28 protein-coding genes and 1 tRNA gene are annotated in these 26,076 nt (G+C 63.5%); 19 read left to right on the plus strand and 10 right to left on the minus strand.

Annotation, left to right across the window (positions count from 1 at the left end):
• Positions 1 to 2 precede the first annotated feature (2 nt).
• Entirely contained in the window at positions 3 to 1,220 is a 1,218-nt protein-coding gene (locus tag B5D38_RS17920) for a UbiH/UbiF family hydroxylase (RefSeq protein WP_078709819.1), read from the minus strand.
• A gap of 163 nt (positions 1,221 to 1,383) precedes the next feature.
• Between B5D38_RS17920 and pcsA the strand changes: the two genes are divergently transcribed.
• Positions 1,384 to 2,106, plus strand: a complete 723-nt coding sequence (pcsA, locus tag B5D38_RS17925; protein WP_425349340.1) for a phosphatidylcholine synthase — start codon at positions 1,384 to 1,386, stop codon at positions 2,104 to 2,106.
• A 36-nt stretch (positions 2,107 to 2,142) separates the two neighbouring features.
• On the opposite strand, the gene B5D38_RS17930 is transcribed toward pcsA, so the two are convergent.
• Positions 2,143 to 2,415 carry a hypothetical protein gene (locus B5D38_RS17930; RefSeq protein ID WP_131829965.1) on the minus strand — a complete coding sequence of 91 codons (273 nt, stop codon included), beginning with the start codon at positions 2,413 to 2,415 and terminating at the stop codon, positions 2,143 to 2,145.
• A gap of 258 nt (positions 2,416 to 2,673) precedes the next feature.
• Here B5D38_RS17930 and B5D38_RS17935 point away from each other — a divergent pair, with 258 nt between their 5' ends.
• The 5 genes from B5D38_RS17935 to B5D38_RS17955 all read left to right on the plus strand — a co-directional run bounded on the left by B5D38_RS17935 (position 2,674) and on the right by B5D38_RS17955 (position 5,912).
• Positions 2,674 to 2,901: a hypothetical protein gene (locus B5D38_RS17935; RefSeq protein ID WP_078709822.1), complete on the plus strand. Its 228-nt coding sequence runs from the start codon at positions 2,674 to 2,676 to the stop codon at positions 2,899 to 2,901.
• Between the two features lie 91 nt (positions 2,902 to 2,992).
• Complete coding sequence (gene crcB / locus B5D38_RS17940; protein WP_078709823.1) at positions 2,993 to 3,370, plus strand: fluoride efflux transporter CrcB; 378 nt, start codon at positions 2,993 to 2,995, stop codon at positions 3,368 to 3,370.
• A gap of 25 nt (positions 3,371 to 3,395) precedes the next feature.
• The gene (locus B5D38_RS17945) at positions 3,396 to 4,382 is read left to right on the plus strand and encodes an RluA family pseudouridine synthase (protein ID WP_078709824.1); all 987 of its coding nucleotides are present in this window, start codon (positions 3,396 to 3,398) and stop codon (positions 4,380 to 4,382) included.
• A 7-nt stretch (positions 4,383 to 4,389) separates the two neighbouring features.
• A complete protein-coding gene (locus tag B5D38_RS17950) occupies positions 4,390 to 5,097 on the plus strand; it encodes an HAD-IA family hydrolase (protein ID WP_078709825.1) in 708 nt (235 codons plus the stop codon).
• 65 nt (positions 5,098 to 5,162) lie between these two features.
• On the plus strand, positions 5,163 to 5,912 hold the full coding sequence (locus B5D38_RS17955; protein ID WP_078709896.1) for an ATP12 family chaperone protein: 750 nt from the start codon (positions 5,163 to 5,165) through the stop codon (positions 5,910 to 5,912).
• Here B5D38_RS17955 and B5D38_RS17960 read toward each other — a convergent pair.
• Complete coding sequence (locus tag B5D38_RS17960) at positions 5,896 to 6,339, minus strand: YaiI/YqxD family protein (protein WP_078709826.1); 444 nt, start codon at positions 6,337 to 6,339, stop codon at positions 5,896 to 5,898. The two genes, B5D38_RS17955 and B5D38_RS17960, sit on opposite strands and share 17 nt — an antisense overlap.
• A 77-nt stretch (positions 6,340 to 6,416) precedes the next feature.
• On the opposite strand from B5D38_RS17960, the gene B5D38_RS17965 reads away from it, so the two are divergent.
• A complete protein-coding gene (locus B5D38_RS17965) occupies positions 6,417 to 7,382 on the plus strand; it encodes a DMT family transporter (protein WP_165690901.1) in 966 nt (321 codons plus the stop codon).
• A gap of 28 nt (positions 7,383 to 7,410) precedes the next feature.
• On the opposite strand, the gene B5D38_RS17970 is transcribed toward B5D38_RS17965, so the two are convergent.
• Positions 7,411 to 8,538, minus strand: a complete 1,128-nt coding sequence (locus B5D38_RS17970) for an S-(hydroxymethyl)glutathione dehydrogenase/class III alcohol dehydrogenase (protein WP_078709828.1) — start codon at positions 8,536 to 8,538, stop codon at positions 7,411 to 7,413.
• A gap of 112 nt (positions 8,539 to 8,650) precedes the next feature.
• On the minus strand, positions 8,651 to 9,415 hold the full coding sequence (gene lipB / locus B5D38_RS17975) for a lipoyl(octanoyl) transferase LipB (protein ID WP_078709829.1): 765 nt from the start codon (positions 9,413 to 9,415) through the stop codon (positions 8,651 to 8,653).
• 140 nt (positions 9,416 to 9,555) lie between these two features.
• Between lipB and B5D38_RS17980 the strand changes: the two genes are divergently transcribed.
• Both B5D38_RS17980 and mgtE read left to right on the plus strand, forming a co-directional pair.
• Positions 9,556 to 9,640, plus strand: a tRNA-Leu gene (locus B5D38_RS17980).
• Between the two features lie 188 nt (positions 9,641 to 9,828).
• Entirely contained in the window at positions 9,829 to 11,241 is a 1,413-nt protein-coding gene (mgtE, locus tag B5D38_RS17985; protein WP_078709830.1) for a magnesium transporter, read from the plus strand.
• A 17-nt stretch (positions 11,242 to 11,258) separates the two neighbouring features.
• On the opposite strand, the gene B5D38_RS17990 is transcribed toward mgtE, so the two are convergent.
• Complete coding sequence (locus B5D38_RS17990) at positions 11,259 to 12,221, minus strand: acetyltransferase domain-containing protein (protein ID WP_116002822.1); 963 nt, start codon at positions 12,219 to 12,221, stop codon at positions 11,259 to 11,261.
• A 97-nt stretch (positions 12,222 to 12,318) separates the two neighbouring features.
• Between B5D38_RS17990 and B5D38_RS17995 the strand changes: the two genes are divergently transcribed.
• The 3 genes from B5D38_RS17995 (at position 12,319) to B5D38_RS18005 (ending at position 15,372) form a co-directional block, all read left to right on the plus strand.
• A complete protein-coding gene (locus tag B5D38_RS17995; RefSeq protein ID WP_078709831.1) occupies positions 12,319 to 13,149 on the plus strand; it encodes an aldo/keto reductase in 831 nt (276 codons plus the stop codon).
• On the plus strand, positions 13,149 to 14,501 hold the full coding sequence (locus B5D38_RS18000) for a mechanosensitive ion channel family protein (RefSeq protein WP_078709832.1): 1,353 nt from the start codon (positions 13,149 to 13,151) through the stop codon (positions 14,499 to 14,501). Before B5D38_RS17995 ends, B5D38_RS18000 begins: the two co-directional genes overlap by 1 nt.
• Positions 14,502 to 14,574: 73 nt before the next feature.
• Positions 14,575 to 15,372, plus strand: a complete 798-nt coding sequence (locus B5D38_RS18005) for a YdcF family protein (RefSeq protein WP_078709898.1) — start codon at positions 14,575 to 14,577, stop codon at positions 15,370 to 15,372.
• 4 nt (positions 15,373 to 15,376) lie between these two features.
• On the opposite strand, the gene B5D38_RS18010 is transcribed toward B5D38_RS18005, so the two are convergent.
• Positions 15,377 to 16,123 (minus strand): DUF599 domain-containing protein, encoded by a 747-nt coding sequence (locus tag B5D38_RS18010; protein WP_078709833.1) that lies wholly within the window; start codon positions 16,121 to 16,123, stop codon positions 15,377 to 15,379.
• 254 nt (positions 16,124 to 16,377) lie between these two features.
• Between B5D38_RS18010 and B5D38_RS22760 the strand changes: the two genes are divergently transcribed.
• The 4 genes from B5D38_RS22760 to B5D38_RS22255 all read left to right on the plus strand — a co-directional run bounded on the left by B5D38_RS22760 (position 16,378) and on the right by B5D38_RS22255 (position 18,599).
• A complete protein-coding gene (locus tag B5D38_RS22760) occupies positions 16,378 to 16,506 on the plus strand; it encodes a hypothetical protein (RefSeq protein ID WP_280949402.1) in 129 nt (42 codons plus the stop codon).
• A 161-nt stretch (positions 16,507 to 16,667) separates the two neighbouring features.
• Positions 16,668 to 17,105 carry a DUF1489 family protein gene (locus tag B5D38_RS18020; RefSeq protein WP_078709835.1) on the plus strand — a complete coding sequence of 146 codons (438 nt, stop codon included), beginning with the start codon at positions 16,668 to 16,670 and terminating at the stop codon, positions 17,103 to 17,105.
• 22 nt (positions 17,106 to 17,127) lie between these two features.
• Entirely contained in the window at positions 17,128 to 17,901 is a 774-nt protein-coding gene (locus B5D38_RS18025; protein ID WP_245319351.1) for a vWA domain-containing protein, read from the plus strand.
• Positions 17,898 to 18,599: a DnaJ domain-containing protein gene (locus B5D38_RS22255; protein ID WP_165690902.1), complete on the plus strand. Its 702-nt coding sequence runs from the start codon at positions 17,898 to 17,900 to the stop codon at positions 18,597 to 18,599. The genes B5D38_RS18025 and B5D38_RS22255 overlap by 4 nt, the downstream gene beginning before the upstream one ends.
• Positions 18,600 to 18,639: 40 nt before the next feature.
• On the opposite strand, the gene B5D38_RS18040 is transcribed toward B5D38_RS22255, so the two are convergent.
• Positions 18,640 to 20,181, minus strand: a complete 1,542-nt coding sequence (locus B5D38_RS18040) for a D-alanyl-D-alanine carboxypeptidase (protein WP_116002825.1) — start codon at positions 20,179 to 20,181, stop codon at positions 18,640 to 18,642.
• 488 nt (positions 20,182 to 20,669) lie between these two features.
• Between B5D38_RS18040 and clpS the strand changes: the two genes are divergently transcribed.
• From clpS to B5D38_RS18055, 3 genes are all read left to right on the plus strand, one after another.
• On the plus strand, positions 20,670 to 21,044 hold the full coding sequence (gene clpS, locus B5D38_RS18045; protein ID WP_078709901.1) for an ATP-dependent Clp protease adapter ClpS: 375 nt from the start codon (positions 20,670 to 20,672) through the stop codon (positions 21,042 to 21,044).
• Between the two features lie 8 nt (positions 21,045 to 21,052).
• Positions 21,053 to 23,539 carry an ATP-dependent Clp protease ATP-binding subunit ClpA gene (clpA, locus tag B5D38_RS18050; protein ID WP_078709839.1) on the plus strand — a complete coding sequence of 829 codons (2,487 nt, stop codon included), beginning with the start codon at positions 21,053 to 21,055 and terminating at the stop codon, positions 23,537 to 23,539.
• Positions 23,540 to 23,647: 108 nt separating this feature from the next.
• Complete coding sequence (locus B5D38_RS18055; RefSeq protein ID WP_078709840.1) at positions 23,648 to 24,283, plus strand: NUDIX hydrolase; 636 nt, start codon at positions 23,648 to 23,650, stop codon at positions 24,281 to 24,283.
• A gap of 24 nt (positions 24,284 to 24,307) precedes the next feature.
• On the opposite strand, the gene B5D38_RS18060 is transcribed toward B5D38_RS18055, so the two are convergent.
• Complete coding sequence (locus tag B5D38_RS18060) at positions 24,308 to 24,730, minus strand: HIT family protein (RefSeq protein WP_078709841.1); 423 nt, start codon at positions 24,728 to 24,730, stop codon at positions 24,308 to 24,310.
• 75 nt (positions 24,731 to 24,805) lie between these two features.
• Positions 24,806 to 26,032, minus strand: coding sequence for a GNAT family N-acetyltransferase (locus tag B5D38_RS18065; RefSeq protein ID WP_078709842.1), 1,227 nt, complete (start codon positions 26,030 to 26,032; stop codon positions 24,806 to 24,808).
• Positions 26,033 to 26,076: the final 44 nt, after the last annotated feature.

Raw genomic sequence — 26,076 nt, forward strand, 5'->3', positions numbered from 1 at the left:
TCTCAACCTGCCTTCGTGCCAATGACATCGCGCACGGTGCGCGGCAGTCCCATGAGACCCGCGAACGGCGACAGGCCCTCGCGCATCGCCATTCGCTTGAGCGGCGGAATGGCCGAGAGAGCCGTGAGCCCCGCTGTCCTTGCTAGCTGGACCGGCAGAAGGTCGGCCAGAAGCGAGCGGTTCAACGCATCGACGCCTGCCGTGCGGCTCCAGATGTCGGCGCGCCGTCGCGCCGAATAGCGCGCGAGCGCGGCCGCGGAGCCTGGGTCCTGGCGGTTCGCGGACGCGGCCTCGATGATGGCCGCCGCGTCGCGAAGCCCAAGGTTGAGCCCTTGCGCGCCGATCGGCGGGAAGACATGAGCGGCCTCACCGACGAGCGCTGAGCGGGCCGCTGCGACGCGGGAAGCGCTTCCCCCTTTAAGCGGAAATCGGCCAACCGGACCAGCCACCGTGACGCTTCCAAGGATGGAGTGGAGCTTTTCCTCGACCACGCTCGAAAGTCGCTCGGGTTTCAGGTCGACATAGGCATCGCCAAGCTTTGGCTCCTCGACCCAGACAAGGGACGAGCTAAGACCGGGCAGGGGGACCTGGGTGAACGGGCCGACCGGCGTATGGAATTCAGTTGAAACCTGACCGTGCGGTTTTTCGTGCGAGAAGTCGAGGACGAGCGCCTGCTGCGGGTAGGACCAGGTCGAGAAGCCGATTCCGGCCTCGCGGCGGACGAGCGACTTCGCACCATCCGCGCCGATCACCAAGCGCACGCTGACAGAATCGCCATTGTCGAGCGTGATAAAAGCGCGATCTTCTTTTGCCTCGACCGCCGCCGCCGTGGCGGAGATCCGTTTTAGCCCGGAAAGCGACTCGGCCTTTCCCTTCGCCACCGACAGAAGATCGGCGTTCTTCACGTTGAAGCCAAAGGCCCGCAGGCCGATCTCGCCGGCGTGAAACTCCAGCATCGGCGCGCGGAGCAACCGCCCGGTGTCATCGATGATGCGGATGGTTTCGATGGCTTCTCCCAGCGCCTCCGCATCCGGAAAAACACCGATGCTTGAGAGAAACGCGACAGATCGGCCGAGGAGCGCAGTCGTGCGAGGATCTGCGCGCTCCGGGTCCGGAGCAAGAAGGATAGTCTCGAAGCCTGCTTCCACCATGCCGAGGGCGGTGGCGAATCCGGCGAGCCCACCCCCGACGACGACAACTTCGCAACTGTGCTCTACCACTCGATTTCCCCTTGCGGCATCGTAGCAGATGGGTTGGCGCTTGCGGCCAGCCTCCGAACCGAGCAGATACGTTCGATCGGCGCGCTTAACAATGCCTGTCGATCGGGGGAGCGTTCCGGCCTCGTGCGATTCGTCGGCCCGACGCGAAGAAGAAGAGAAGATGATGACCAAATGGGACCAGTGGCGCGCCTTCGGCGTCCATCTTCTGACGGCTAGCGGCGCGCTTTGGGCCTTCTTGTCGATCATCGCGGCAGCGGAAGGTCGATGGGTCGCAATGTTCGGATGGCTCGGCTTCGCTCTTTTCGTCGATGGCATCGACGGCCCGATCGCGCGGCGGATATCGATCCGGGAGGTCCTGCCAAACTGGTCCGGCGAGCTCCTTGATTCGATCATCGACTACGTGACCTATGTCATCATTCCGGCCTTCGCCCTGTATCAGGCCGGGCTCATGGGACCGCGCCTTTCCTTCATCTCCAGTGCGCTCATCGTCTTTTCGAGCGCCATCTACTACGCCGACTTGCGGATGAAGACGAAGGACAACTTCTTTCGCGGGTTTCCGGTGACGTGGAACATGCTCGTCTTCACGCTCTTCGCGCTGAAGCTCCATGAAGCCGTGTCGTTCCTGATCGTGCTGGTTTCAGTCGTGGCGACCTTCCTGCCGATAAAATTCCTTCACCCGGTTCGGGTGGTGCGGCTGAGGGCGCTCAATCTCTTTGTCTTCGCGCTGTGGTCGGTTCTTGCGATCGCCTGTCTCGTTCTCGAATTCGAGCTGCCAACGGCCATGAGGTGGGGGATCGCGGCGAGCTCAATCTATCTCTATTGCTTCGGAGGCGCGACGCAGCTCTCGTCGTGGCTCTCTCGCCGGAAGGCGCCGTCGGCGGTCTGAGGAAAAGGAGCTGGCGCACCTCTCCTCATAGGAAATCTATCCGAAACGCCTGCTGGCGGAGGGCGCGAGCATTCGCTTGCTGAACGTCTCGTCGAGCAGCGCGGCGCGCACGTCGTAAAGCGCTTCCAAGGCTTGCGGCTTATCCGAGTCGCGATATTCCTGTCGCTCCAGCACACTCGAAACGATGCTCATTGCCTCCCAGTAGCCGGCTCGCCTCTCCGCAAGGGAATCATGCGCCATGACGTTGTGTTCCTCGTCGGTTGCTCTGCGGCGAGATAACGATCCCATCCTTGTGTCGGCCTTGGCCATGGCACGACCGCGCACCTGACCGCGTCGGACGGCAAGCTTCGGTCAATTCGAGTATAAAAAAAGACGGTAACGTCACCACGAGGCCTGTTGACTTGATCTGGATCACTTGATTCGCGAAGCAACTTCGCTTACGTGAAAAGCCAGCACGCGCGGTTCCGCCCGGGGCTCCAAAGCCGGTTGCTCGGCGGATGCGCAAGAACAAGCAGTGATCGAAGAACAATAAGGGCCGCTCGCCTTGGCGCGGAGCGGAATTCAATTATGAACCAACTCATTCAGACGTGGGAACTGGCATCCGGCCAGCCCGTCTCGCCGCCGTCGTCCGCCCACCGCGTCGCGTTTGCCCGCGTGGGCAGCTTTGCCTGCCGCTTCATCCTGGACGAGCCCGGCGCCAGTGCCACGTGCTGCGGCGCGCCGACCGACGGCAAGAGCTGGTGCCGCTATCACCAGCGCATCGTTTTCGAGCCGAAGAAGCCGCGCCTGCGCTAATCCCGCTTCACTCATCGAATGAGCAGGCAAAGGGCCGCGACCAACGTCGCGGCCCTTTACGTGAGACGCCCACACGGGATAGAGCGCAGCGATGAAGCAATTTTTCGTCGTGGCCCTGGGTGGCGGCATCGGAGCATGCCTGCGCCATCTTCTCAATATGGGCGCCTTGCGCGCCCTCGGCAGCAATTTCCCCTATGGCACGATGGCGGCCAACGTCATCGGTTCCTTCGCCATGGGTGTGCTTGTCGAGCTGCTTGCGCGAAGGTTCAGCGCGCCGGCCGAGGTTCGGTTGTTTCTGACGACGGGGCTCCTGGGCGGCTTCACCACATTCTCGACGTTCTCCCTGGATTCCATCGCGCTTTACGAGCGTGGCGCGATGGGATTGGCTGCGCTTTACGTCGTCAGCTCCGTGGGCATCGGCTTGGCGGCGCTGTTCGCCGGGCTCGGGCTCGCGCGCATGTTCGTCTGACACCGGATTAGGAAAGGGCGAGGGCATGGCAACAGTCGCGCAGGTGAGGGTGGAGCCGGACGAGAGCGGCATGCGGCTCGATCGCTGGTTCAAGGTGCATTATCCTGGCCTCGGATTCGGCCACCTCCAGAAGCTGTTGCGGTCGGGGCAGATCCGCATCGATGGCGGGCGCGCCAAGAGCGACTCGCGCCTTCAGGCGGGACAGATCGTGCGGGTGCCGCCAATCGCTGCCGATACCGCGCCGACGCTCGGACAGGGCTTGACGCCAAACACGATCCGCAACCGGCAGGACGATGACGTTCTCTCCCAGATGTTGATCTACGAGGACGACAAGGTGTTCGTCTTCAACAAGCCCGCGGGCCTCGCCGTCCAGGGCGGATCGGGCATTTCCCGCCATGTCGATAACATGCTCGAAGCCTGGCGCAACCGCAGGGGCGAGAAGCCGCGCCTGGTTCATCGCATCGACCGCGATACGTCCGGCGTTCTTGTCGTCGCGCGCACCCGCTCGGCCGCCGTGGCGCTAACCCGCGCCTTTCGCAAGCGCGACACGCGCAAGGTCTACTGGGCGATCGTCAAGGGAGTACCGAGCCCCGCCGCGGGCAGGATCTCCACCTATCTCGTGAAGGAGGCGACGCCCGACGGCGACAGAATGCGCGTCGCCCGGCACGGCGAGGAGGGGGCCGATCATGCTCTCTCCCACTATCGGGTCATCGATCAGGCGGCGCAGCGCTTCGCCTGGCTCGAGATGGAGCCGCATACCGGGCGGACCCATCAGCTTCGCGTTCACGCCGCGCATATCGGCCATCCCATTCTGGGCGATCCGAAGTATTTTGAAGCCGACACCAACTTCGAGTTCCCCGGCGGTGTGCAGAAGCGCCTGCACCTTCACGCGCGCCGCATCTTCATTCCCCATCCCGATGGCGGCATGATCGACCAGGTTGCTGCCTTGCCGCCGCACATGGTGCAAACCTTTAATCTGTTCGGTTTCGACGAAGCGACCAGCGAGGATTGACCCGCCGATGCACCTCATCCTGTTCGACTGCGACGGCACACTGTCCGACACTTGCGGGACCATCTGCGAAACCATGCGCCGCGCCTTCGTGACGGCGGGCTTGAAGCCGCCGAGCGACGCCGCCACCATGTCGATCATCGGGCTGTCGCTGGTCGAGGCGATGGAGCAGCTGCTGCCTCACGGTACGGCCGAGCTGTATGCGGATCTGGCCAAGACCTACCGCGAGACGATGTGGGCGATGAGGGACAATGGCGAGGTGTCGGATCGGCTATTTCCCGGCATCGCGGACCTCGTGGCTGACCTCGCGGCCCGTGAAGACGTTCTGCTCGGGATCGTCACCGGCAAGTCCCGCCGGGGCGTCGAGGCGATCCTGTCGTCCCATGGCCTTCGCGCTCATTTCCTGCCGATCCGCACAGCCGACGACTGTCCGTCGAAGCCTCATCCGGCGATGGTTCAGGAGTGCTGCGCCGAGGTTGGCGTAGCCCCATCATCGACGGTTGTCGTCGGGGATGCTCTCTTCGATATGCGCATGGCTGTGTCCGCCGGCGCGCGCGCCGTCGGCGTGGCATGGGGCGTCACGCCGCCGGCCATGCTGCGGGAAGCGGGGGCCGACGCCGTGGCGGGTGATACCGCCGAGCTTGGCTTTTTGTTGTCCCAATGGATCGACGGAGGCCATCTCGACGTTTGCGCCAGGGAGGATGTGGCTCCCGCCTGAGGGCGGCCTCCTTCCCGATTGACGACATTCATCAATTTCATCGATTTGCGGACGAGGCGCATCGCATGACGGGTTCGACCGCTCGAGCCGAGCTTCCCAAACGATTCTACACAAAGGTCGATGTGGCCGACTGCCCGGACGGCTTCATGGTTCTGCTCGACGGCCGCCCGATCAACACGCCGGCGCGCCGGCGTCTGGTTGTTCCAGACCGCCACGTCGCTGACACCGTAGCGGCCGAATGGACCGCGCAGTCAGACGTCGTCGATCCCGCGACGATGCCGATGACGCGGCTGATCAACACGGCCATTGATGGCGTGGCGCATGAACGAGAGCGGGTGATCGCGGATGCTTGCCGGTACATCGAGACCGATCTTCTTTTCTACCGCGCCGGCGGGCCGGAGCGCCTCGTCGCCCGGCAAACCGAGCGATGGAATCCGGTCGTGAAGGCCTATGAGGATGATCTCGGCGTGCGCTTCGTCTTGGCGGAAGGGGTCATGCATACGCCGCAGCCGACATTTGCGGTCGACGCCGTCCGCGACAGGCTCGCGACGTTCACCGATTCGTTCGAGGTGGCCGGTTTCCACCAGATGACGACCCTCACCGGTTCCGCACTGCTCGCGCTTGCGGTTGCCGAGGGGCGTATAACGCTCGATGAAGCCTGGGCGCTCGCCCATCTCGATGAGGATTGGACGATCGAGCACTGGGGTGCGGACGAGGAGGCAATCGCCCGCCGCGCGCGCCATTTCGAGGACATGAGGGCCGCGGCCGTGCTTCACGCCGCGGCGAGGACGCGCCGGCTCAAATCAAGCGTCTGAGAAGGCGATCGAGGCTTTGGCGGAAGCGTGCGCGGTCGGTCGCTGAAAAGGCCCGATTGAAGCTTTTCGACTCGCCCGTCTCGCGCAGATGCTGGTTGAAGGCGCGGAAGGAGAGGGCGGTTCCAATCGATTCGGCGGTCAACTCCCGCCCGTCCGGATTGAGAACCGCCACCCCTTTTTCCAGCGCGCGCGCCGCGAGCGGAATATCGGCGGTCACAACGAGATCGCCGGCAGCCGAGTTCTCGACGATCCAATCGTCCGCCGCGTCCGCGCCGGCCGAAACCGTGACGATTCTCGCGCCGGGATAGCGGGACGGCCGTAGACCGCCATTGGAAACGATGACGACCGCGACAGAGAAGCGCTGTGCTATCTCCAGCGTTTCGTCCTTGACGGGTGACGCATCCGCGTCGACAAGGATGCTCGTCATCGGTTCATTCTCCAGCTGATGGTCTTTCTGTTTTCCCAAACATGGTGGGTTCTGTGAACCGCCGCGATGGTGACGCGATGAAATCCGCGCTGACGATCGACGACAACCGCTTTGAGCCAATACGCGGCCTGATCGTGATGTCGGCGGCGACGCTGCTGATGCCGGTCATGGATTCGATGGCCAAGGTGCTCGGCGTCTTCTTCGACTTCCCGGCTGCGGAGATCACTCTCGGCCGGTTCGTCTTCCAGGCCATGCTGACGGTGCCGATCCTGTTCCTCATCGAGGGAGCCAGGGGCTTTCGCATCGATCGGCCGTTGATGAACATCGTTCGCGGCAGCTTTGTCGGGGCGGGGAGCGTTCTCTTCTTCGCCTCACTGAAGTTCATGCCATTGGCGGACGCCATTGCCGTCTTCTTCGTCGAACCGTTCATTTTGACCATTCTTTCGGCGATCTTTCTCAAGGAGAAGATTGGCTGGCATCGCTCGATGTCGGTGGTCATGGGTTTTTTCGGCGCGGTGCTGGTGATCCAACCGAGCTTCGCCGTCTTCGGGGTGGTTTCACTGTACCCGCTGGGAACCGCCACGCTCTTTGCTTTCTACCTTCTTCTGAGCCGGCAGCTGGGCACGTCCGGGTCTGCTCTCGCCATGCAGCTTTATGCCGGGATTGGCGGGGCGGGCGTGGTTCTTGTGATCATGCTTTTCGGCACAGCGGCCGGTCTGCGCGAGCTCACGTTCACGGTCCCCGAGACGCCGGTCATCTGGCTGCTGCTCGCCTCGGTCGGTTTGGCTGGGCTCGTGAGCCACTTTCTGGCGACCTTTGCCTTCCAGCTTGCGCCGGCCTCGCTGCTGGCGCCGCTGCAATATCTCGAGATCATTTCCGCGACGCTGCTCGGTCTTCTGATCTTCGGAGAGGCGCCCAATGCGCTGAGTTGGCTTGGCATCGTCATTGTCGTCGCGTCCGGCATCTATCTCTTCTGGCGCGAACAGAAGGTGGCGCGCCGAAAGCCCGTAGCCATTCCCGACAAGCCCTGGCAGGCGCCCTGACCGGGCAGGCGCCTGCCAGAGGCGAGCGTCAATAGACGACGACGCTGCGGATCGACTCGCCCTTGTGCATCAGCTCGAAGCCCTTGTTGATGTCCTCGAGCGCAAGGGTATGGGTGATCATCGGGTCGATCTCGATTTTCCCTTCCATGTACCACTCGACGATCTTGGGAACGTCGGTACGGCCTCTGGCTCCGCCGAAGGCGGTGCCTTTCCATGTCCTGCCGGTGACGAGCTGGAAGGGGCGCGTCGCGATCTCCGCGCCCGCCGCTGCCACGCCGATGACGATGGACTGGCCCCAGCCACGATGGCAGGCCTCCAGCGCCTGGCGCATGACCTTGGTATTGCCCGTGCAGTCGAAGGTGTAGTCCGCGCCGCCGATCGTGTCTGCGCCGCGCTTCGTCATGTTGACGAGATGGGCGGTGAGGTCGCCGTCGATCTCGCTTGGATTTACGAAATGCGTCATCCCGAAGCGCTCGCCCCACGGCTTCTTGTCGTTGTTGAGGTCCACGCCGATGATCATGTCGGCGCCGGCGAGCCTCAGGCCCTGGAGGACGTTGAGGCCGATGCCGCCGAGGCCGAAGACGATGGCGGTCGCCCCCGGCTCCACCTTTGCTGTGTTGATCACCGCGCCGACGCCGGTGGTCACGCCGCAGCCGATATAGCAGACCTTGTCGAAGGGCGCGTCGTCCCGGATCTTCGCCACGGCGATCTCGGGCAGCACCGTGAAGTTGGAGAAGGTGGAGCAGCCCATGTAGTGGTGGATGGGCTTGCCATCGAGCGAGAAACGGGACGTGCCGTCCGGCATCAACCCCTGGCCCTGCGTCGACCGGATCGCCGTGCAGAGGTTGGTCTTGCGCGACAGGCACGAGGGGCACTCGCGGCACTCGGGCGTATAGAGCGGGATGACGTGATCGCCCTTGCGCAGGGTTCTCACGCCCGGCCCAACGTCGACGACGACACCCGCGCCCTCGTGGCCAAGGATCGAGGGAAAGATGCCTTCCGGGTCGGCGCCGGACAACGTGAAGTCGTCGGTGTGGCAGATGCCCGTCGCCTTCACCTCGATCAGAACCTCGCCCTCCTTGGGGCCATCGAGGTCGACCTCGGCGATCTCCAGCGGCTTTCCCGCCTCGAAGGCGACCGCGGCTCGTGTCTTCATGGCTGTTTTCTCCTGGCAATTCCGGCAGTCGCCGCGCCGAGGCCGGCCTTCGGCGATCCTGCCAAGATTGGCCGGCAAGCCAGAGGATCAAGCCTCGCGGGTGATGGCGACACTATTTTGGGAAAGGAGCATCCGTCGTCGGCCCAAAGATCGCCTCGAAGGCCTGGCGCAGTACGCCGTCGACCTCGGGCATCGATATGGGAAGACCGAGGTCCACGAGGCTTGTCACCCCATGGTCGCGGATGCCGCACGGCACGATCCCGGAAAAATGCGCAAGATCGGGATCGACGTTGAGGCTGATGCCGTGCAGCGTCACCCAATGGCGAACGCGGATCCCGATGGCTGCGATCTTGTCTTCCGCGACGCTTCCGTCCGCATCCAGAGGGCGCTCCGGCCGCCGAACCCACACGCCGACGCGGTCCTCGCGCCGTTCTCCCTTCACCTGATATTCCGACAGGGTCAGGATGATCCATGCCTCCAGAGCCGCGACGAATGCCCGGATATCGGGCCGGCGGCGCTTCAGGTCGAGCATGGTGTAGGCCACGCGCTGGCCGGGACCATGATAGGTGTACTCGCCGCCGCGGCCTGACTTGAAGACGGGAAAGCGTGAGGGATCGACGAGGTCCGAGGCTTCCGCGCTGGTGCCGGCAGTATAGAGCGGGGGATGCTCGACCAGAAGCACCGCCTCGTCTGCCTCTCCCCGCCTGATTGCCTCGGTGCGCTCATCCATGAACCGGACGGCCGAGTCGTAATCCATGAGGCCGTCATGGATGATCCACTCGACGGGCCTTGCCGGCTCGGCTGGCAGGAAGCGTTCCGCCGAAACGCTGAGGCGTGGAGGCGAGGGAGGCAGGGGAGAAGAAGGGCGCGAATCCATGACCGGGATTTAAGCCGTCGGCGCGCTGCGGGAAAGCGTTTCAGAGGAAATCTGACTTTTCCTGGAGAACTTGCGATGAAGCCCCTTGTGTCGCCTCCGACCATTTGTTACATGCCCGCTCGCCGACGAGATCGGCACTTGCGGTCGTGGCGGAATTGGTAGACGCGCAGCGTTGAGGTCGCTGTGGGGCAACCCGTGGAAGTTCGAGTCTTCTCGACCGCACCATTTTCCTTTGGTGCTTTTAGCAGAGCGTGACGTTCCTTCTTGGAGCGAATATTGAAACGCGCCGGTGGGCGATAACGGTTCGCTCATTCCGTTCTTTATGAATGGTGCGCAGCCCTTGCCCGCGCTTTCTCCCGCTCCTGATTTCCTCTAAGACCAGCGAGCATCATCACCACGCGAGGAGGGCGATCATGGCTGACTCACAGCAAGTCGATGATTCGCCCGATCGTCAGGTCCGCCCGGAGATCTACGACGAGGACGGCGCGTTGTCGTCGGTCTGGCTGGACGGCGTTGTCGCGGCCATCGAGCGCGATGACACCGACTATCTTCGCGAGCACGTCGGCGAGCTTCACGAATCCGAGCTGGGTGATCTTCTCGAGCACCTCGACCCGGAAGAGCGCCAGGCGCTCATCCGCCTCATGGGCACGAGCTTCGACTTCACCGCGCTCACCGAGGTGGACGAGGCGATCCGACTCGAGATCGTCGAGGCGATGCCGAACGAGCAGATCGCCGAGGTGGTCCGCGAGCTGGATTCGGACGACGCCGTCTACATCCTTGAAGACCTCGACGAGGAGGATCGCAAGGAGATCCTCGACCAGCTGCCGTTCCGCGAGCGGATCCGCTTCCGCCGCGCCCTGGAATATCCAGAGGAATCGGCCGGTCGGCGAATGCAGACGGAGTTCGTCGCCGTCCCGCCGTTTTGGACGGTCGGCCAGACGATCGACTACATGCGCGACGAGGAGGGGCTTCCCGACCGCTTCTCCCAGGTCTTCGTCATCGATCCCTCGTTCAAGCTGCTCGGCGCCGTCGACCTCGATCAGATCCTGCGCACCAAGCGCCTCGGCAAGATCGAAGACATCATGCACGAGACGCGACACGCCATTCCGGCCACGATGGATCAGGAAGAGGCGGCGCAGATCTTCGAGCAGTACGATCTGCTATCGGCTGCCGTGGTGGACGAGAACGAACGCCTGGTGGGCATCCTCACCATCGATGACGTCGTCGACGTCATCCAGGAAGAGGCGGAGGAAGACATCAGGCGCCTCGGCGGCGTCGGCGACGAAGAGCTGTCCGACACCGTCCTGACGACCTCGCGCTCCCGCGTGCCCTGGCTCCTGGTGAACCTTTTGACGGCCTTCCTCGCCGCTTCGGTCATCCAGATCTTCGACGCGACGATCCAGCAGATCGTGGCGCTTGCCGTGCTGATGCCGATCGTGGCGGGAATGGGCGGAAACGCTGCCTCGCAGACCATGACCGTCACCGTGCGCGCGTTGGCGACCCGCGACCTCGATATCTACAACGCGGCCCGCATCATTCGCAGGGAGTTGGGCGTCGGCTTCATCAACGGCGTCGTCTTCGCCATGCTGATCGGCGTCGTCGCCGGCTGGTGGTTCAGCAACGCTCAGATTGGCGGGATCATCGCGGCGGCGATGATCATCAACATGCTCGCCGCCGCGCTCGCGGGCATCCTCATTCCGCTGCTGCTCGACAAGATCGGCGTCGATCCGGCGGTGGCGTCGACGGTCTTCGTGACCACCGTGACGGACGTCACGGGGTTCTTTGCATTTCTCGGCCTTGCCACCTGGTGGTTCGGGATGGGCTAAGCCCTCCCTCTCGGAGTCTACCTCGCCATGTCGATCTTGGCCGAGCACGCGCCGGCAATCTCGTTCACCCGCGTGGATTGCTCGGGCGTGTTGTTGCCGGACAGGAAAGGCTCGATCAGCCCCTCGGCGGCAATCCCATCCCTGGCGCAGTCGCAATAGCTCCGGCAGAAGGCTTCGTCACGGACCTCCGAACAGGTCTGGCGGCATTCCCTGTCGAAGATAGCCAGGCGGTCCGGTGGCGCGACCTGGGAGAGCAGCCAGACCAGCGCGATGAGAATCGGCTGATGCAGGAGATAGAACAGCAGGGAATGGCGTCCGATGAGGGCGAGGGGCCAAGCCGGCTTAAGCCGGTCGTTGAGCCGGCGCAGCGCTTCCCATCCACCGCTCATCAGCATGATGCGCCCTGCGGCTAGGCCGATCAGCATGACGCCTGTCCAGGGCGCGATCGGCACGAGGTCGCTGGAGACCGGAGGATGCTCGGCAAGACCGATCCAGGCGAGCCATCGCGGATCGGTGATCGATGTCGAGAAGAGCCAGGGCAGCGCGATCAGGCCGAGCCCAACCGCGATCGTCACCGGTAGGGGCGCCCTGATGAACGCCAAGGCAATCAGCCCACCCACCGCCATCTGATGCAGGATGCCGAAAAAGACGAAGGCGTTGGGCGTGAAGAAATAGGTGGCGACGGAGATGATGATCGCCCCGGCGGCGACCTGTGCCTCGCGGCGCCAAAAGCTGCGCCAGCGAATGCCTCGGCTGTGGGCGAGAACGAGGCTCGCCCCGGCGATCAAAAGAAAGGACGAAGCGATCGCGCGGGCATAGAGCTTCCACGCGCCGTGTCCCGTCGTTCCTTGGGAAAGATACTCGAAGAACTCGAAGTCCCATCCCGCATGGTACGAGGCCATGGCGAGGAGCGCGATGCCGCGCACGACATCCAGCGCGACGATGCGCCGGTCGGAGGAGGGCGGTGAGCGATCGGACACGCGGTGGCCTCGTGGCTGGAAAAGCAGCGCCGCGACCTATCTTCTGGATGCGGCGAGCGCGACGGAGCCGCGCGTTGATGGCATATCGAGGAGAGCAATGAAGATCATCGAAGCAAGTGGCGCAAGGATTCCGGCCATCGGTCTGGGCACCTACCGCCTGACGGGCGATCTCTGCACAGAAATGGTCGCCCGGGCCATCGACGTCGGTTATCGCCACATCGATACCGCGCGCATGTACGGCAACGAGGCCGAGGTGGGCAAGGGGATCCGCGCGAGCGGCATCCATCGAGGAGAGCTGTTCGTCACCACCAAGATCTGGTGGACAGACATCGGCGAGAAAAAGCTGCTTCGTTCGGCGAAGGAGGCGCTGGAAGCCCTCGCCATGGATTATGTCGATCTGCTTCTCATTCATTGGCCGAATGCCGACGTGCCGCTGGAGGAATCGATCGACGCGCTCAATCGGGCCAAGGAGAAGGGGCTTGCGCGTCACATCGGCGTCGCGAACTTCCCGACCGCCCTGGTGGACGAGGCCGACGCCATGTCGGGCGCGCCGCTCGTCTGCAATCAGGTCGAATACCATCCCTATCTCTCGCAGAACGCCCTGCTCGACTGCGCGGAGCGCCACGACATGGCGTTGGTTGCCTATTCGCCCATCGGCCAAGGCGGAGAGGTGCTCAAGGACGCCACCATTGCGCAGATCGCCGAGCGGCATGGCAAATCGCCGGCTCAGATCGCGCTGAGGTGGGAGATCGAGCAGCCGCGCGTCGGAGCGATTCCGCGGACTTCGAAGCTGGAACGGCTAAAGAGCAACATCGACATTTTCGACTTCTCGCTTGACGCGGAAGAGCACAAGGCGATCACTGCCCTCTCCAAGCGGCGGCGACGTCTGGTCGATCCGTCCTTCGCGCCGCATTGGGACGTCGCCTGATGGACGAAGCGGACGTCTCGCGGCTGGGGCGTTCCATCGAACGCCAGGCGGAAAACGCGCTGGATCTCGTTGGCGAGCCCGGATCGCTCATTCAGATCGCCATCATCGTCGGCGCGTTCCTCCTGGCCTGGCTTCTCGCCCGAGTGACGCACTCCGCGCTCGAGGAGCAGGCCCGGCGCATCAAGGGCGCTCCGGGTATCCTACGAATCGTGGTCGCCTTCATGCGGCGTCTGCGCACCGTCTATTTCGTCGTCCTGCTCTGGGCGGCGACGCTGGCGGAAGCGGCACTCGGCATGGCGCCGCAGCGGTTCGTTTCCATCGCCCTGTCCCTTTCTCTGGCCTACCTCGTCATTTCCGTGGCCTCGCGGATCGTGCGCAACCGGGTGGTCGCCCGGATGATCACCGCCGTTGCTTGGATCATCGCCGCACTGTCTATCCTCGATCTCACGACGCCGGTTGCCAACGCCCTCGATCTTGCGGCCATCAACATCGGCGCGGCGCGCATCTCGGCGCTGCTGGTGCTCAAGCTGATCGCCGTGATCGCCTTCGCGCTGTGGCTTGCAAATGTGGTCGGCCGTTTTCTCGACCGCAGGGTTCAAGGCTACGAGGAGCTGACGCCAACCCTGCGGGTCCTCATCGGCAAGCTCCTGAAAATCGGGCTGATCGTGGTTGCGCTCGCCGCGGCGCTCGCCGGCGTCGGCGTGGACCTCACGGCTCTCACCGTGTTGTCCGGCGCGATCGGCCTCGGTCTGGGCTTCGGCCTTCAGAAGGTCGTCTCCAATTTCATATCGGGCATCATCATTCTGCTCGATCGGTCCATCAAGCCCGGCGACACGATCACTGTCGGCGAGACCTATGGCTGGATTCGCGAGCTGCGGGCGCGCTTCGTCTCAGTGGTGACGCGGGACGGAAAGGAATATCTCATTCCGAACGAGGACTTCATCACCAATCAGGTGGTGAACTGGTCCTTCACCGACGAACTGGTGCGCATCGACGTCAAGTTCGGCGTGTCCTACAATTCCAATCCCCACGACGTGATCCGCGTCGCCAAGGAAGCCGCGAAGAAGCCCGAGCGCGTGGTCTCCCACAAGGAACCCGTCTGCTGGATGACCGACTTTGGGGACTCTTCCCTCGATTTCGTCTTACGCTTCTGGATCAAGGACCCCCCTGCCGGAATCGCCAATGTTCGCGGACAAGTGCTGCTTGCCCTGTGGGACGCTTTCAAGGAGAACGGCATCGATATTCCGTTCCCGCATCGGGAAGTGATCTTCAAAACGCCGCTGAAGGTCGATAGGGCCGAGGCTGCAAATCTGGCGACGGGCGAGGCCATGTCGCCGCCTCTGCCCGACTGACGCCGCGACGCTTTCTCGTTCATCACGTCGCGGTCTTCCTTCGATCGTTGCACGCGCGCCCGGAGCCTTGTCCTTGTTCTTCATCGTTTCCAAGATCGCTTGGTTCCTTCTTCAGCCGCTGGCCGCCATCATCGTTCTCGCCGTTATCGGGCTGCTTCTGCGCTGGCTCGGGCTGACAGCGACAGGCACTGCCTTGATGACGCTGTCCTTTGCCGCGCTCATAGTCATCACGTTGTCGCCCGTAGGCCTGCTGATGCTGGGAACGCTGGAGGACCGCTTTCCACAGCCGAAGCTGCCTGCCGAGGTTACGGGCATCGTGGTGTTGGGAGGGGCGCTCGACACACGCGTCGGACGCACGAGAGGGGAAGTGGAGTTCAACGAGGCAGCTGACCGCATGACTACGGGCGTCGAGCTTGCCCGGCGCTATCCCAAAGCCAAGCTGCTGTTCACCGGCGGAGTCGCGGCGGTTCTGGAAGACGACATTCCGGAGTCGGAGCCGGCGGAAGAGTTCTTTACGGCCATGGGCCTGCCGCGCGACCGCCTGATTCTCGAGTCACGATCGCGCAACACGATCGAGAACGCCATCTTCAGCCGCAAGCTGGCAGATCCGAAGCCCGGCGAGACGTGGGTCCTGGTGACGTCCGCCTTCCACATGCCGCGCTCTGTCGGCTGCTTTCGCAAGGCGGGCTTCGAGGTCGTTCCCTATCCCGTCGATTTTCGGACGCCGTCCGGCTCGGTGCGTTGGCGACCGTCGTCGATGGTCACGCGCAACGTGGAGAAGGTCGATCTCGCGCTGCGCGAATATATCGGGCTGGTCGCGTACTGGGCGACGGGACGCATCGACAGCGTCCTGCCCGGGCCGCGAAGCTAACGCCTCAGAATCCCCCTCCGCCGGTTTTCGCCGATTCTCGGCGCGTCAGATGGGGCGCGGCGCCCGGATGTGCCACGACCGCGCGGGCCGGTGAGAAATACTGCCGCTTGGCCAGGATGACGACGGTCAGCATCGTCGTCAGAACGAGGAAGACGGGCCCCACAAACCAGCCAAGATAGGCGATGCCGAAGAAAATGGCCCGAAGCCCCGCGTTGAAGTGCAGGCCGGCCAGTCGGTTCATCATGGCGGCTCGTTCCACCGCGCCGCGTCCCGGAACCGGATCGGCCTCGATCGCCGAGGTCATCGGCACGGCGCCGATGAGGATGGTGCAGTAGTTGAACAGCCGATAAGCCCAACCGAACTTGAAGAAGGCGAAAGCGAAGATCGCGACAAGCCCCAGCAGCTTGGTCTCCACCAAGGTCTTGTCGAGAAGCCCATGGAACGGCAGGTCGGCCGATATCGCCGCGACGCGCTCGGCCGAGCCGAGAAGCGCGAAACAGCCGCCGATGACGAAGATGCATGACGAGGCGAAGAAGGCTGTTCCCTGCTGAAGCCCGCTCATGATCGAGGTGTCGATCATCCGGAACTCGCGGCTGGCCATCACGTCCATCCAGCGATGTCGCTGTTCGTTCATGAGGAAGCTGAGGCTGTGGCGGCGAAGCGGGCTTGAGTCGTTGATCCAGCTGTAGAGCAGCCAGCCGCATAGGAAAACCAGCACCGCCGCCAGATCCATCCAGCCAAATATCCACATGGTGAAACTCCGAGATAGCGACAATTTCGCTTGGCACGTTTGGCGCAAGTTAACGCATGCAAGCTCAAGGCAACGATCGGCAAGCTGTCGCACGATCGTTTACGCCCGACCGAACCATCTGGCGCATGGCTGCCATGCGCCACCCATATCGGGGGCTTGTGGGCCTGATGGTTTACAGATATTTAACGGCTCGCGAGTTCGAGGGGACAATCATCAGGAACTCGCTTGCGCATCTTGCTAGGACGTTTCTCTTCATGGAAGACAGCGTGCAAAAGTCGTGCTGGGGCGTGACCCTTTGGACGGTCGCAGCCTTCATGGCCATTCTCGCACTTGCATTTCTCTTCGATTCCGTCCAGCCGATCGCCGTTGCCGCCGCCGGTTGACCGGCAGGACGCGGGCGATCCGCAGCTTTCCATTTCGGATTGAATTCCATCTTGGCGTCTCGGGACGCGGAGAGACATGGAAAGCGATCAAGAACTGAATGGACGCAAGAACATTGAACGCCGCGGCTTGACGTCGCGGCGTTTCTCACGACAGTCGCGACATGGCTCTTCATCTCATCAAGCTCTGCGTAGGCGTCGAGAGCGTCGAAGATCTGAAGTCGTGGCTCGACGAACGCCGCCGGCAGGTCGAGGACCAAGGGGCGACCTTCGAACAGCACCACCAGACACGCATGTTTCCCAAGCGGGCGCCGGAGATTCTCGACGGCGGTTCGCTTTATTGGGTGATCAAGGGACAGGTGCAGGTCCGCCAAGCCATTCTTAAGCTGCGCCCTGTGGTCGATGCACAGGGTATCGAACGCTGCCACATCGTGCTTCATCCCGAGCTCGTCCCGACCCGCTGGCAACCCAGAAGGGCCTTCCAGGGGTGGCGCTACCTTACGAGCGAGGATGCTCCGCCCGATCTCGATCCGGGCGAGGCCGACGTCATGGCGCTGCCCGTCACGCTGCGCCGCCAGCTCGCCGACCTGGGACTGCTGTGAGAGCTGCAGCGATGGCCAAGCCTTGCTTGCGCTGCGACACGATCCCACATTCGCCGACAAGGAGGAACGCCTGACCATGTCGACCGGCTCGCCGACCGATCGGGATCATCCCGTCACGCCTCGCTCGGCCCGTGGGGACATCGACCGCTTTCTCTCGCAGGCCGAGACGACACCAGCGGCGCAAGGCCGCCTGATCTTCGCGCTCGACGCCACGATGAGCCGCCAGCCAACATGGGATCGGGCGTGTCGCCTTCAGGGCGAGATGTTCTCCGCCGTCGCGGCGTCCGGCCGCCTCTCTGTCCAACTCCTCTATTATCGCGGTTTGTCCGAATGTCGGGCCTCGCGCTGGGCGCTGGACGCCGATACACTGCGCGGATTCATGATGCGCATCGCCTGCCAGGGTGGCCATACGCAGATCGCCAAGGTGCTCGGCCACGCGCGCAAGGAGATGGGGCATCAGCGGGTCAACGCCTTGGTCTTCATCGGCGATGCGATGGAGGAAAATGCCGACGACCTTTCGGTTCTGGCCGGCGAACTCGGCGTGCTGGGATTGCCGTGTTTCATGGTCCAGGAAGGTGCGAACACGGGCGTCGAGGCGGTGTTCCGCGAGATCGCCCGTCTTTCGGGCGGAGCCTATCTGCGGCTGGACGAAGGTTCGGCCGATGCGCTTGCCCGCCTCCTGCGCGCCGTGGCCGCATACGCCACCGGTGGGCTGACGGCGTTGGAGGCCGAAGACAGCAGGGAAGGGCGCCTGCTTATCGGCCAGCTTCGATCGTCGGGATCGTCGTCCTCATGATCGCTCTCTTCGCGGCGCTCGCGATCTTGGGGTTTGCCCTATGGGGGCTGCGCCTTCTCCGCGACACGCCTCCCGAAGTCCTCGCGCGCTGGTCGCGGTCGGCGTGGCCGCTAGCCTTGATTGCAGTGGGAGGAATTTTGACGCTCCTCGGACGCGGCATCATCGGACTGCCGATCCTCGGCATCGGGATGGCTGGTTGGCGGCGCGCCAAGAAAAGTCCATCAGCCCGTCGAGGCGGTCGCGGAGCGCGCGCCTCGACTGTGACCAGCGCCTATTTCAAAATGACGCTCGATCATGCTAGCGGCCGCCTGGATGGCGATATCATCGCCGGCAGTCGCCGCGGCAGCCGCCTCGCTTCCCTCAATCGTGCCGAACTTCTCCGGCTTTTCGGCGAGGTGCGCGACGATCACGACAGCGTCCGTTTACTGGAAGCGTATCTTGACCGCCGTTCTCCCGGCTGGCGAGACGACGCGAACCGAGGGTCTCGCGATGGGCTGGGCGCTGCGCCAAGCACGGGCTCCATGACAGAGGAGCAGGCTTACGAGATCCTTGGGCTTCAGTCGGGAGCGACCGTCGCGGAAGTCCGCGATGCGCATCGCCGCTTGATGAAGCGGGTGCATCCCGACCACGGAGGAACCGACTTTCTGGCCGCTCGGGTCAACGAGGCGAAAGCCCTTCTGATCGGTCGACATCGGTAACTCCTTGGAACTCGAGAGCCGTAAAAGTGGACGGTACTGATTAATTGGCGACGGCATAGCAGGCGTAGGAATGCTTCTTCAGCGCGGAGCAGGCATCCCATGCCTGGTCCTTGGTCTGGAACCCGGCGAAGCGGGCGCGGTAGACGACCTGGGACCGGCTCACCGTCGATTCCGCGAAGGGCTCCGCGTGGGCGAGGGCGCCACCCACCTGGCGCTTGGCCTCGGCGAGCATGTTCATCGCACCCTGGCGATCAGGCACTGCGGCAATTTGCACAACCCAGGGCGACGTGGGTGCCGCGTCCGCACTTGCCGGGGCGGCAGAGGCGACAGATCCAGTTGTGCGGGGATCGAGATCGCGACCTCCCGGAATGGCCGCCGGCGGAACGGGAAGGCCGGAAGATTTAGGAGCCGGCGCATAGCCGACAGCGGTCGGAAGGGCCATCGGCTGCGGACGGGGCTGAGCGCGGGCCGGCGTGATCAGGGCGCGGCGCAGGGCCTCACGGCTCAGAAGCGGGCGCTCCGAGGGAACGGGTGCGGCCGAACGGCTGACCTGCTCTTCCTCATAGGCCATGGCGATGCGCTGCTCGATCGTCAGCTGGCGCTCCTCTGCCCGAGGCTCCGGCGACTTGGCCGCGAAGCGCGTGGTCGGCACCGGACCGGTGCGCGGCAGGGCGACAGCGGCCACTCCGGCGGAGGGCGTGTACGAAGCCACCAGCGGACCACGGCCGCCGCTGCTCGCCTGCGGCAGATACTTGTTGATCAGCTTCACCATCTCGTCGTCACGGCTGCGCGTGGAGGGGCCGCCCATGACGACGCCGACGACGCTCTTTCCGTCTTTCAGGACCGATGTGACGAGGTTGAAGCCGGACGCGTTGATGTAGCCGGTCTTGATGCCGTCGGCGCCGTCGATCCGCCCGAGAACGCGGTTGTGATTGCCGATCTTCTGGCCGCGATAGGTGTAGGAACGGGTGCTGAAGACCTTGTAATAGTCGGGGAAATGCGCCCTCAACGCGATGCCGAGGGTGGCCATGTCGCGCGCCGTGGTGTGCTGGCCCGAATTCGGCAGGCCGTTGGCGTTCTTGAAGACCGTGTTGCGCATCCCCAACTGACGCGCCTTCGCGGTCATCATCTCAGCGAAGGCCGACTCCGACCCGCCGATGTACTCGCCGAGAACGACGGCCGCGTCGTTGGCGGATCGGGTGACGAGCGAATAGACGGCGTCCTCGACCGACAGCGTAGAGCCCGGCTTCAATCCCAGCTTTGAGGGCGGTCGTCCCGCCGCATAACTGGAGACGGGCATCTCGGTCTGCCAATTGATGCGTCCGCTGCGCATGGCCGAGAAGGTCAGGTAGAGCGTCATCATCTTGGTCAGCGACGCCGGATAACGCTGCTCGTCGGCATCTTCCGAGTAGAGCACCTTGCCGGTGTTCACGTCGATGATGAACGCGGAATGGATGTCTCGCCCCTTGGCAAACGCCGTGGGAACGCCCGGGCTGCCGACAAGCAAGGCCGTGCCGAGCGCGGCGGTGCAGACGATCTTGGAGAAAGCTGAGATTGCCAGTTTCAGTCTCGGAAAGGCCATGCGCACTAGGATACCTGCAATGATTTCACGACGCCTCGGGAAGGGGGAGGCACGCTCCACCCCGTCGACAGCGGTGACGTCCCATGGGACGTTTCCGCGCTTCTTGAACTTGCAGGCAGACTAGGCCGACGACCTTACCAATCTGTTTATGGTTGCCGAGGAGTTGCCTCGGTACGACGATGTCGAAGGATTTGTTATGACGATACGGTTTCAAGAGAGGCTCGGCATTTGGCGAATCCCTTTCCGAAGGGACGGGAATTTCCCCGATGGGCTTGGGCGAAGTGTCGATCCTGTGGCCCAAGAGAGATATCGCGGTTGATCCAGCTTCACTTTCCGGTGAATGGCTCGTCGGTGAAAAGAGGCGTCCAGCGAAGAGAGGGCGCTTGCCGGAACTTCGCGGCTTTGCCCGCTTTTCGCCGGTCGGCTTACGCCTTAAATTCAGGTGCGTCGGTTCCTACATCGGGAAGCGGTGCGGAAAGGTGGTGGCAGTGAACGGTGATGGCTCTCTTGGCAGACTTCATGAGGCAGTACGCGCCCAAGCCGGCCAAAACGGCGGTTCTGGACCGGAACGCGGCACGACCGTAGCCACCAAGACTCGCCCAAAGACAAAGAAGCCGAGCCTTTACAGGGTTCTGCTTCTGAACGACGATTACACGCCGATGGAGTTCGTCATTCACGTGCTCGAGCGGTTCTTTCAGAAGGACCGCGAGGCGGCCACGAGGATCATGCTGCACGTGCACAATCACGGTGTCGGCGAATGCGGGATCTTCACGTACGAGGTTGCGGAGACCAAAGTCACGCAGGTCATGGATTTCGCTCGTCAGCACCAGCATCCGCTGCAATGCGTGATGGAAAAGAATTGAGGTGAAGCTTGCCGACATTTTCTCAAAGTCTGGAAAAGTCACTCCATCAGGCCCTGCTCTATGCCAATGAGCGCCATCAGGAATTCGCGACGCTCGAGCATCTTTTGCTGGCCCTGATCGAGGACAAGGACGCGGCAGCCGTGATGCGCGGGTGTAGCGTCGATCTCGACGTGCTGCGCGCGAACCTCACCGAATACATCGATACGGAACTGGCCAATCTCGTGACCGGGCATGAGGAGGAGTCCAAGCCGACGGCTGGCTTCCACCGCGTGATCCAGCGCGCGGTGATCCACGTCCAGTCCTCCGGACGCGAAGAGGTGACGGGGGCCAACGTTCTCGTGGCGATCTTCGCCGAGCGCGAAAGCCACGCGGCCTATTTCCTGCAGGAGCAGGAGATGACGCGCTACGATGCGGTGAATTTCATTTCGCACGGTATCGCCAAGCGGCCCGGAGCATCCGAGAGCCGCCCACTGCGAGGCGCCGAAGAGGAGCAGTCGACAGTGGGTTCCGACGAGGAGGGGCGGCGCAAGAACGCCCAGGACGCGCTCACCGCCTACTGTATCAACCTCAATGAAAAGGCGCGGTCCGGCCGGATCGACCCGCTGATCGGGCGGGCCGACGAGATCAACCGCACGATCCAGGTGCTTTGCCGGCGCTCCAAGAACAATCCGCTCTACGTGGGTGATCCCGGCGTGGGCAAGACGGCAATCGCTGAGGGGCTGGCCAAGCGCATCGTCGAGGGCGACGTGCCGGAAGTGCTCGCCGACGCGACGATCTTTTCGCTCGACATGGGCACGTTGCTGGCCGGCACGCGGTATCGCGGCGATTTCGAGGAGCGCCTGAAGCAGGTCGTCAAGGAGCTCGAGGAATATCCGGGCGCGGTGCTTTTCATCGATGAGATCCACACGGTGATCGGCGCCGGCGCTACGTCCGGCGGCGCAATGGACGCCTCCAACCTCCTGAAGCCGGCTCTTTCCTCGGGAACGATCCGCTGTATCGGCTCGACAACCTACAAGGAGTTCCGCCAGTTCTTCGAGAAGGACAGGGCGCTGGTCCGTCGCTTCCAGAAGATCGACGTCAACGAGCCGAGCCTCGAGGACGCGGTGGCCATCCTCAAGGGTCTGAAGCCCTATTTCGAGGACTTCCATCACGTGAAGTTCACCAACGAGGCGATCCGCTCGGCCGTCGAGCTTTCGTCGCGCTACATCAACGATCGCAAGTTGCCCGACAAGGCGATCGACGTGATCGACGAAACCGGCGCGTCGCAAATGCTTTTGCCGGAGTCCCGGCGCAAGAAGCAGATCGGTGTCAGGGAGATCGAGGCGACCATCGCCACCATGGCCCGCATTCCGCCAAAGACGGTGTCGAAGGACGACGAGCAGGTCCTCGCCAATCTGAGCGAGCAGCTGAAGCGCGTTGTCTATGGTCAGGATTTGGCGATCGAGGCCCTCGCTTCGGCAATCAAGCTGGCGCGGGCCGGCCTTCGCGAGCCTGAGAAGCCGATCGGCAGCTATCTGTTCTCCGGCCCGACGGGCGTCGGCAAGACGGAGGTTGCCAAGCAGCTCGCCGCGAGCCTCGGCGTCGAACTCCTGCGCTTCGACATGTCGGAATACATGGAGCGGCACACGGTCTCGCGGCTCATCGGCGCGCCTCCGGGTTATGTCGGCTTCGACCAGGGCGGCCTGCTGACCGATGGCGTCGATCAGCACCCGCACTGCGTGCTGCTGCTCGACGAGATCGAAAAGGCTCATCCGGACCTGTTCAACATTCTTCTGCAGGTGATGGACCACGGCAAGCTGACCGATCACAACGGCAAGCGGATCGATTTCCGCAACGTCGTGCTGATCATGACGACCAATGCCGGCGCCGCCGAAATGGCCAAGGCAACGATTGGCTTTGGGCCCTCGCAGCGTGTCGGCGCGGACGAGGAAGCCATCAATCGGATGTTCACGCCGGAGTTCCGCAACCGCCTCGACGCGATCATCCCGTTCGCGCCGCTGCCGACGCCGGTCATCCATCAGGTGGTCGAGAAGTTCGTCATGCAGCTGGAGGCGCAGCTTTCGGAGCGCGGCGTGACGTTCGAGCTGACGCCCGAGGCGATCGCCTGGCTCGCCGAGAAGGGCTACGATGAGCACATGGGCGCGCGTCCGCTGGGTCGTGTGATCCAGGAGCACATCAAGAAGCCGCTCGCCGACGAGGTCCTTTTCGGCAAGTTGAAGCGCGGTGGCACGGTCCGCGTCTCCGTGACGGAGACGGATGGCGTCAAGTCGCTGGCGCTGGAGGCGATCGCCGACGAACTGCCGGCCAAGCCCAAGAAGTCGTCGCGCAAGAAGATGGAGACGGTGGCGGCCGAATCCGGATCCGACGATCTGGACGAGGACGACGCGCCAGACGCGGAGGAGAGCGACGAGGTCGAGGAGCCGAAGGCGGAGGCAAAACCGGCTGGGCGGAAGCGCTCCGGCGCCGTGCCCAAGGTGCCGCGCAAGGACCAATAGCGCCCCGCCGATGTGAAATCCTCAAAGCCCCGCCGGTCTCTGGCGGGGCTTTGCTCTGTCTGCCAGTGCTTTCGGACATAATCGTCCGCGTTCTACGGGAAAGAAGCGATGAGCAACGTCGAGCCGGACTGGCTGAAGTGGACGCGCGAACTCCAGGCGATCGCGCAATCGGGTCTCGCCTATGTGAAGGACCCGTATGACAAGGAGCGCTACGAGATGCTGCGGGCGTTGGCGTCCCGTGTCATGTCGAGCCACACCGGCGTCCCAGCTGAACGAATCGAGCAGCTCTTTACGGGCGAGGAAGGTTATGCAACGCCGAAGGTCGACGTTCGCGGCGCGACGTTCGATGCTGAGGGGCGCATCCTGATGGTCCGCGAGGTGATGGATGGCGGCCGCTGGACGCTGCCCGGCGGCTGGGCCGACGTGAATCTCACTGCGGCCGAGAACACCGTGAAGGAGGTCTTCGAAGAAAGCGGCTACGAGGCGGAGGTGACGAAGCTCGCGGCCGTCTGGGACCGCACACGGCAGGGGCACCCCTCGAAGGCCTTTTCCTGCTGCAAGTTCTTCTTCGTCTGCCGGCTCCTCGGCGGCTCGCCGTCGGCGAGCCTCGAGACATCGGAGGTCGGCTGGTTCGCCGAGGATGCCATTCCTGACGATCTGTCGCTCGGCCGCGTTCTGCCAGGCCAGATCGCGCGCATGTTTGCGCACTGGCGCAATCCCGATCTGCCGACGGATTACGACTGATCGGGCCGCGCGGTATTCTCAGGTTCAGGCCAGCGCCTGCCTGATCTTCTCCGCTTGCTCGGCCAGCATCGCCTGGTCGGCCATTCCGTCCGAATGCCGCTTCATCTCCACGCCTTCGTAGCGCGGGATGACGTGGAAATGGAGGTGGAAGACCGTCTGCCCGGCGGGCTCCTCGTTGAACTGACAGACGAAGACGCCATCGGCCTCGAACGCCTTCTTGGCTGCGCGCGCCAGCTTGGCGACGACAGGCATGACTTTCGCCAACGTTTCGTCGGAGGCGTCGAGAATGTTGCGCGACGGTGCCTTGGGGATGACCAGGCAGTGCCCCTTGGATTGCGGCATGACATCCATGATGGCGAGGGCGTTGTCGTCCTCGTAGAGTTTGTGACTTGGGATTTCGCCGCGCAGGATCTTCGCGAAGATGTTGCCGTCGTCATAGCTCTGCATGGGACTCATCCTCTGCCAAGTGGAAGCTGCCGCGTGTCTTAAGCGAGCCGGCGGGCATAGGCCAGAGCTTCTGGGTCACCCCTTGCGGTAGGGCGTGTGCTCGCCAAGCAGATCGCCAACCTCGGCGACGTGCTCTCGCTCTGTTTCCAGGTAGTCCTCCACCGCCCGGCGCAGTCCTTCGTGAGCGATGTAATGGGCGGAGTGGGTCGTCACCGGCTCGTAGCCTCGCGCCAGCTTGTGCTCGCCCTGGGCGCCGGCCTCGACGAGCTCGAGCTTTTCCGCCAGTGCGAAGTCGATCGCCTGGTGGTAGCAGAGCTCGAAATGAAGATTGGGGTGGTTTTCGATGCAGCCCCAATAGCGGCCGTAGAGCGTCTCGCGTCCGATGAAATTGAGCGCACCCGCGATGTAGCGGCCTTCCCGCCGCGCCATGACGAGCAGGATATCATTTGCCATCCGCTCTCCGACGAGGCTGAAGAATCGTCGGTTGAGATAGGGCCGACCCCACTTGCGGCTGCCGGTGTCCATGTAGAACTCGAAGAAGGCGTCCCATGCGCCCTCCGTCAGATCGCGGCCCGTGAGCCACTCCACCGTAATGCCATCTTCAAGGGCCTCGCGCCGCTCCTTCTTCAGCGCCTTGCGCTTCCGTGAAGCGAGGGTGGCAAGGAAGTCATCGTAGGACTGATAGCCGCGATTGACGAAATGGAACTGCGTGTCGGTCCGGTGCAGGAACCCGGAATCCTCCAGGGCGGCGAGATCGGCAGCCGTGAGGAACGTCGCATGAGCGGAGGAAAGGCCGAACTGACCGGTGAAGGTCTTGATGCCCTCGCAAAGGGCGCGTCGCCGGAACTCTTCGTCTTCGCCGCCGCCGCCGACGAGAAGCCGGGGGCCGGTCGCCGGGGTGAAGGGCACGGAAATCTGGAGCTTGGGATAGTAACGCCCGCCGGCCTGCTCGAAGGCGTCCGCCCAGCCCCAGTCAAACACATATTCGCCCTGGCTGTGGCTCTTGAGATAGGCCGGAGTGGCCGCGAGAATCTTGCCGCTCTGATCTTCGAGAATCAGGTGCTGCGGCAGCCAGCCCGCCTTTCGCCCGACACAGCCGCTTTCCTCCAGCGCGGAGAGAAAGGCATGCGTCAGAAAGGGGTTGCCCGGGCGCATTCTTGACGATTGTTCGTCGGATGCGACCGGTTGCGGATCGGCAAGGCCATCCCATAGTTCGGGCGATATGGCCGACATCTTATCGGCGATGCGCAGCGAAAGAGCTTCGGGACGGTCGGAGCGGGGCGGGAGAGAACGTTCGTTCATTCCCGCCAAGCTACCGTCGCCGAAGCGCTGGGCAAGTCACAAGC

This window comes from Consotaella salsifontis, assembly GCF_900167365.1.
Taxonomy (GTDB): domain Bacteria; phylum Pseudomonadota; class Alphaproteobacteria; order Rhizobiales; family Rhizobiaceae; genus Consotaella; species Consotaella salsifontis.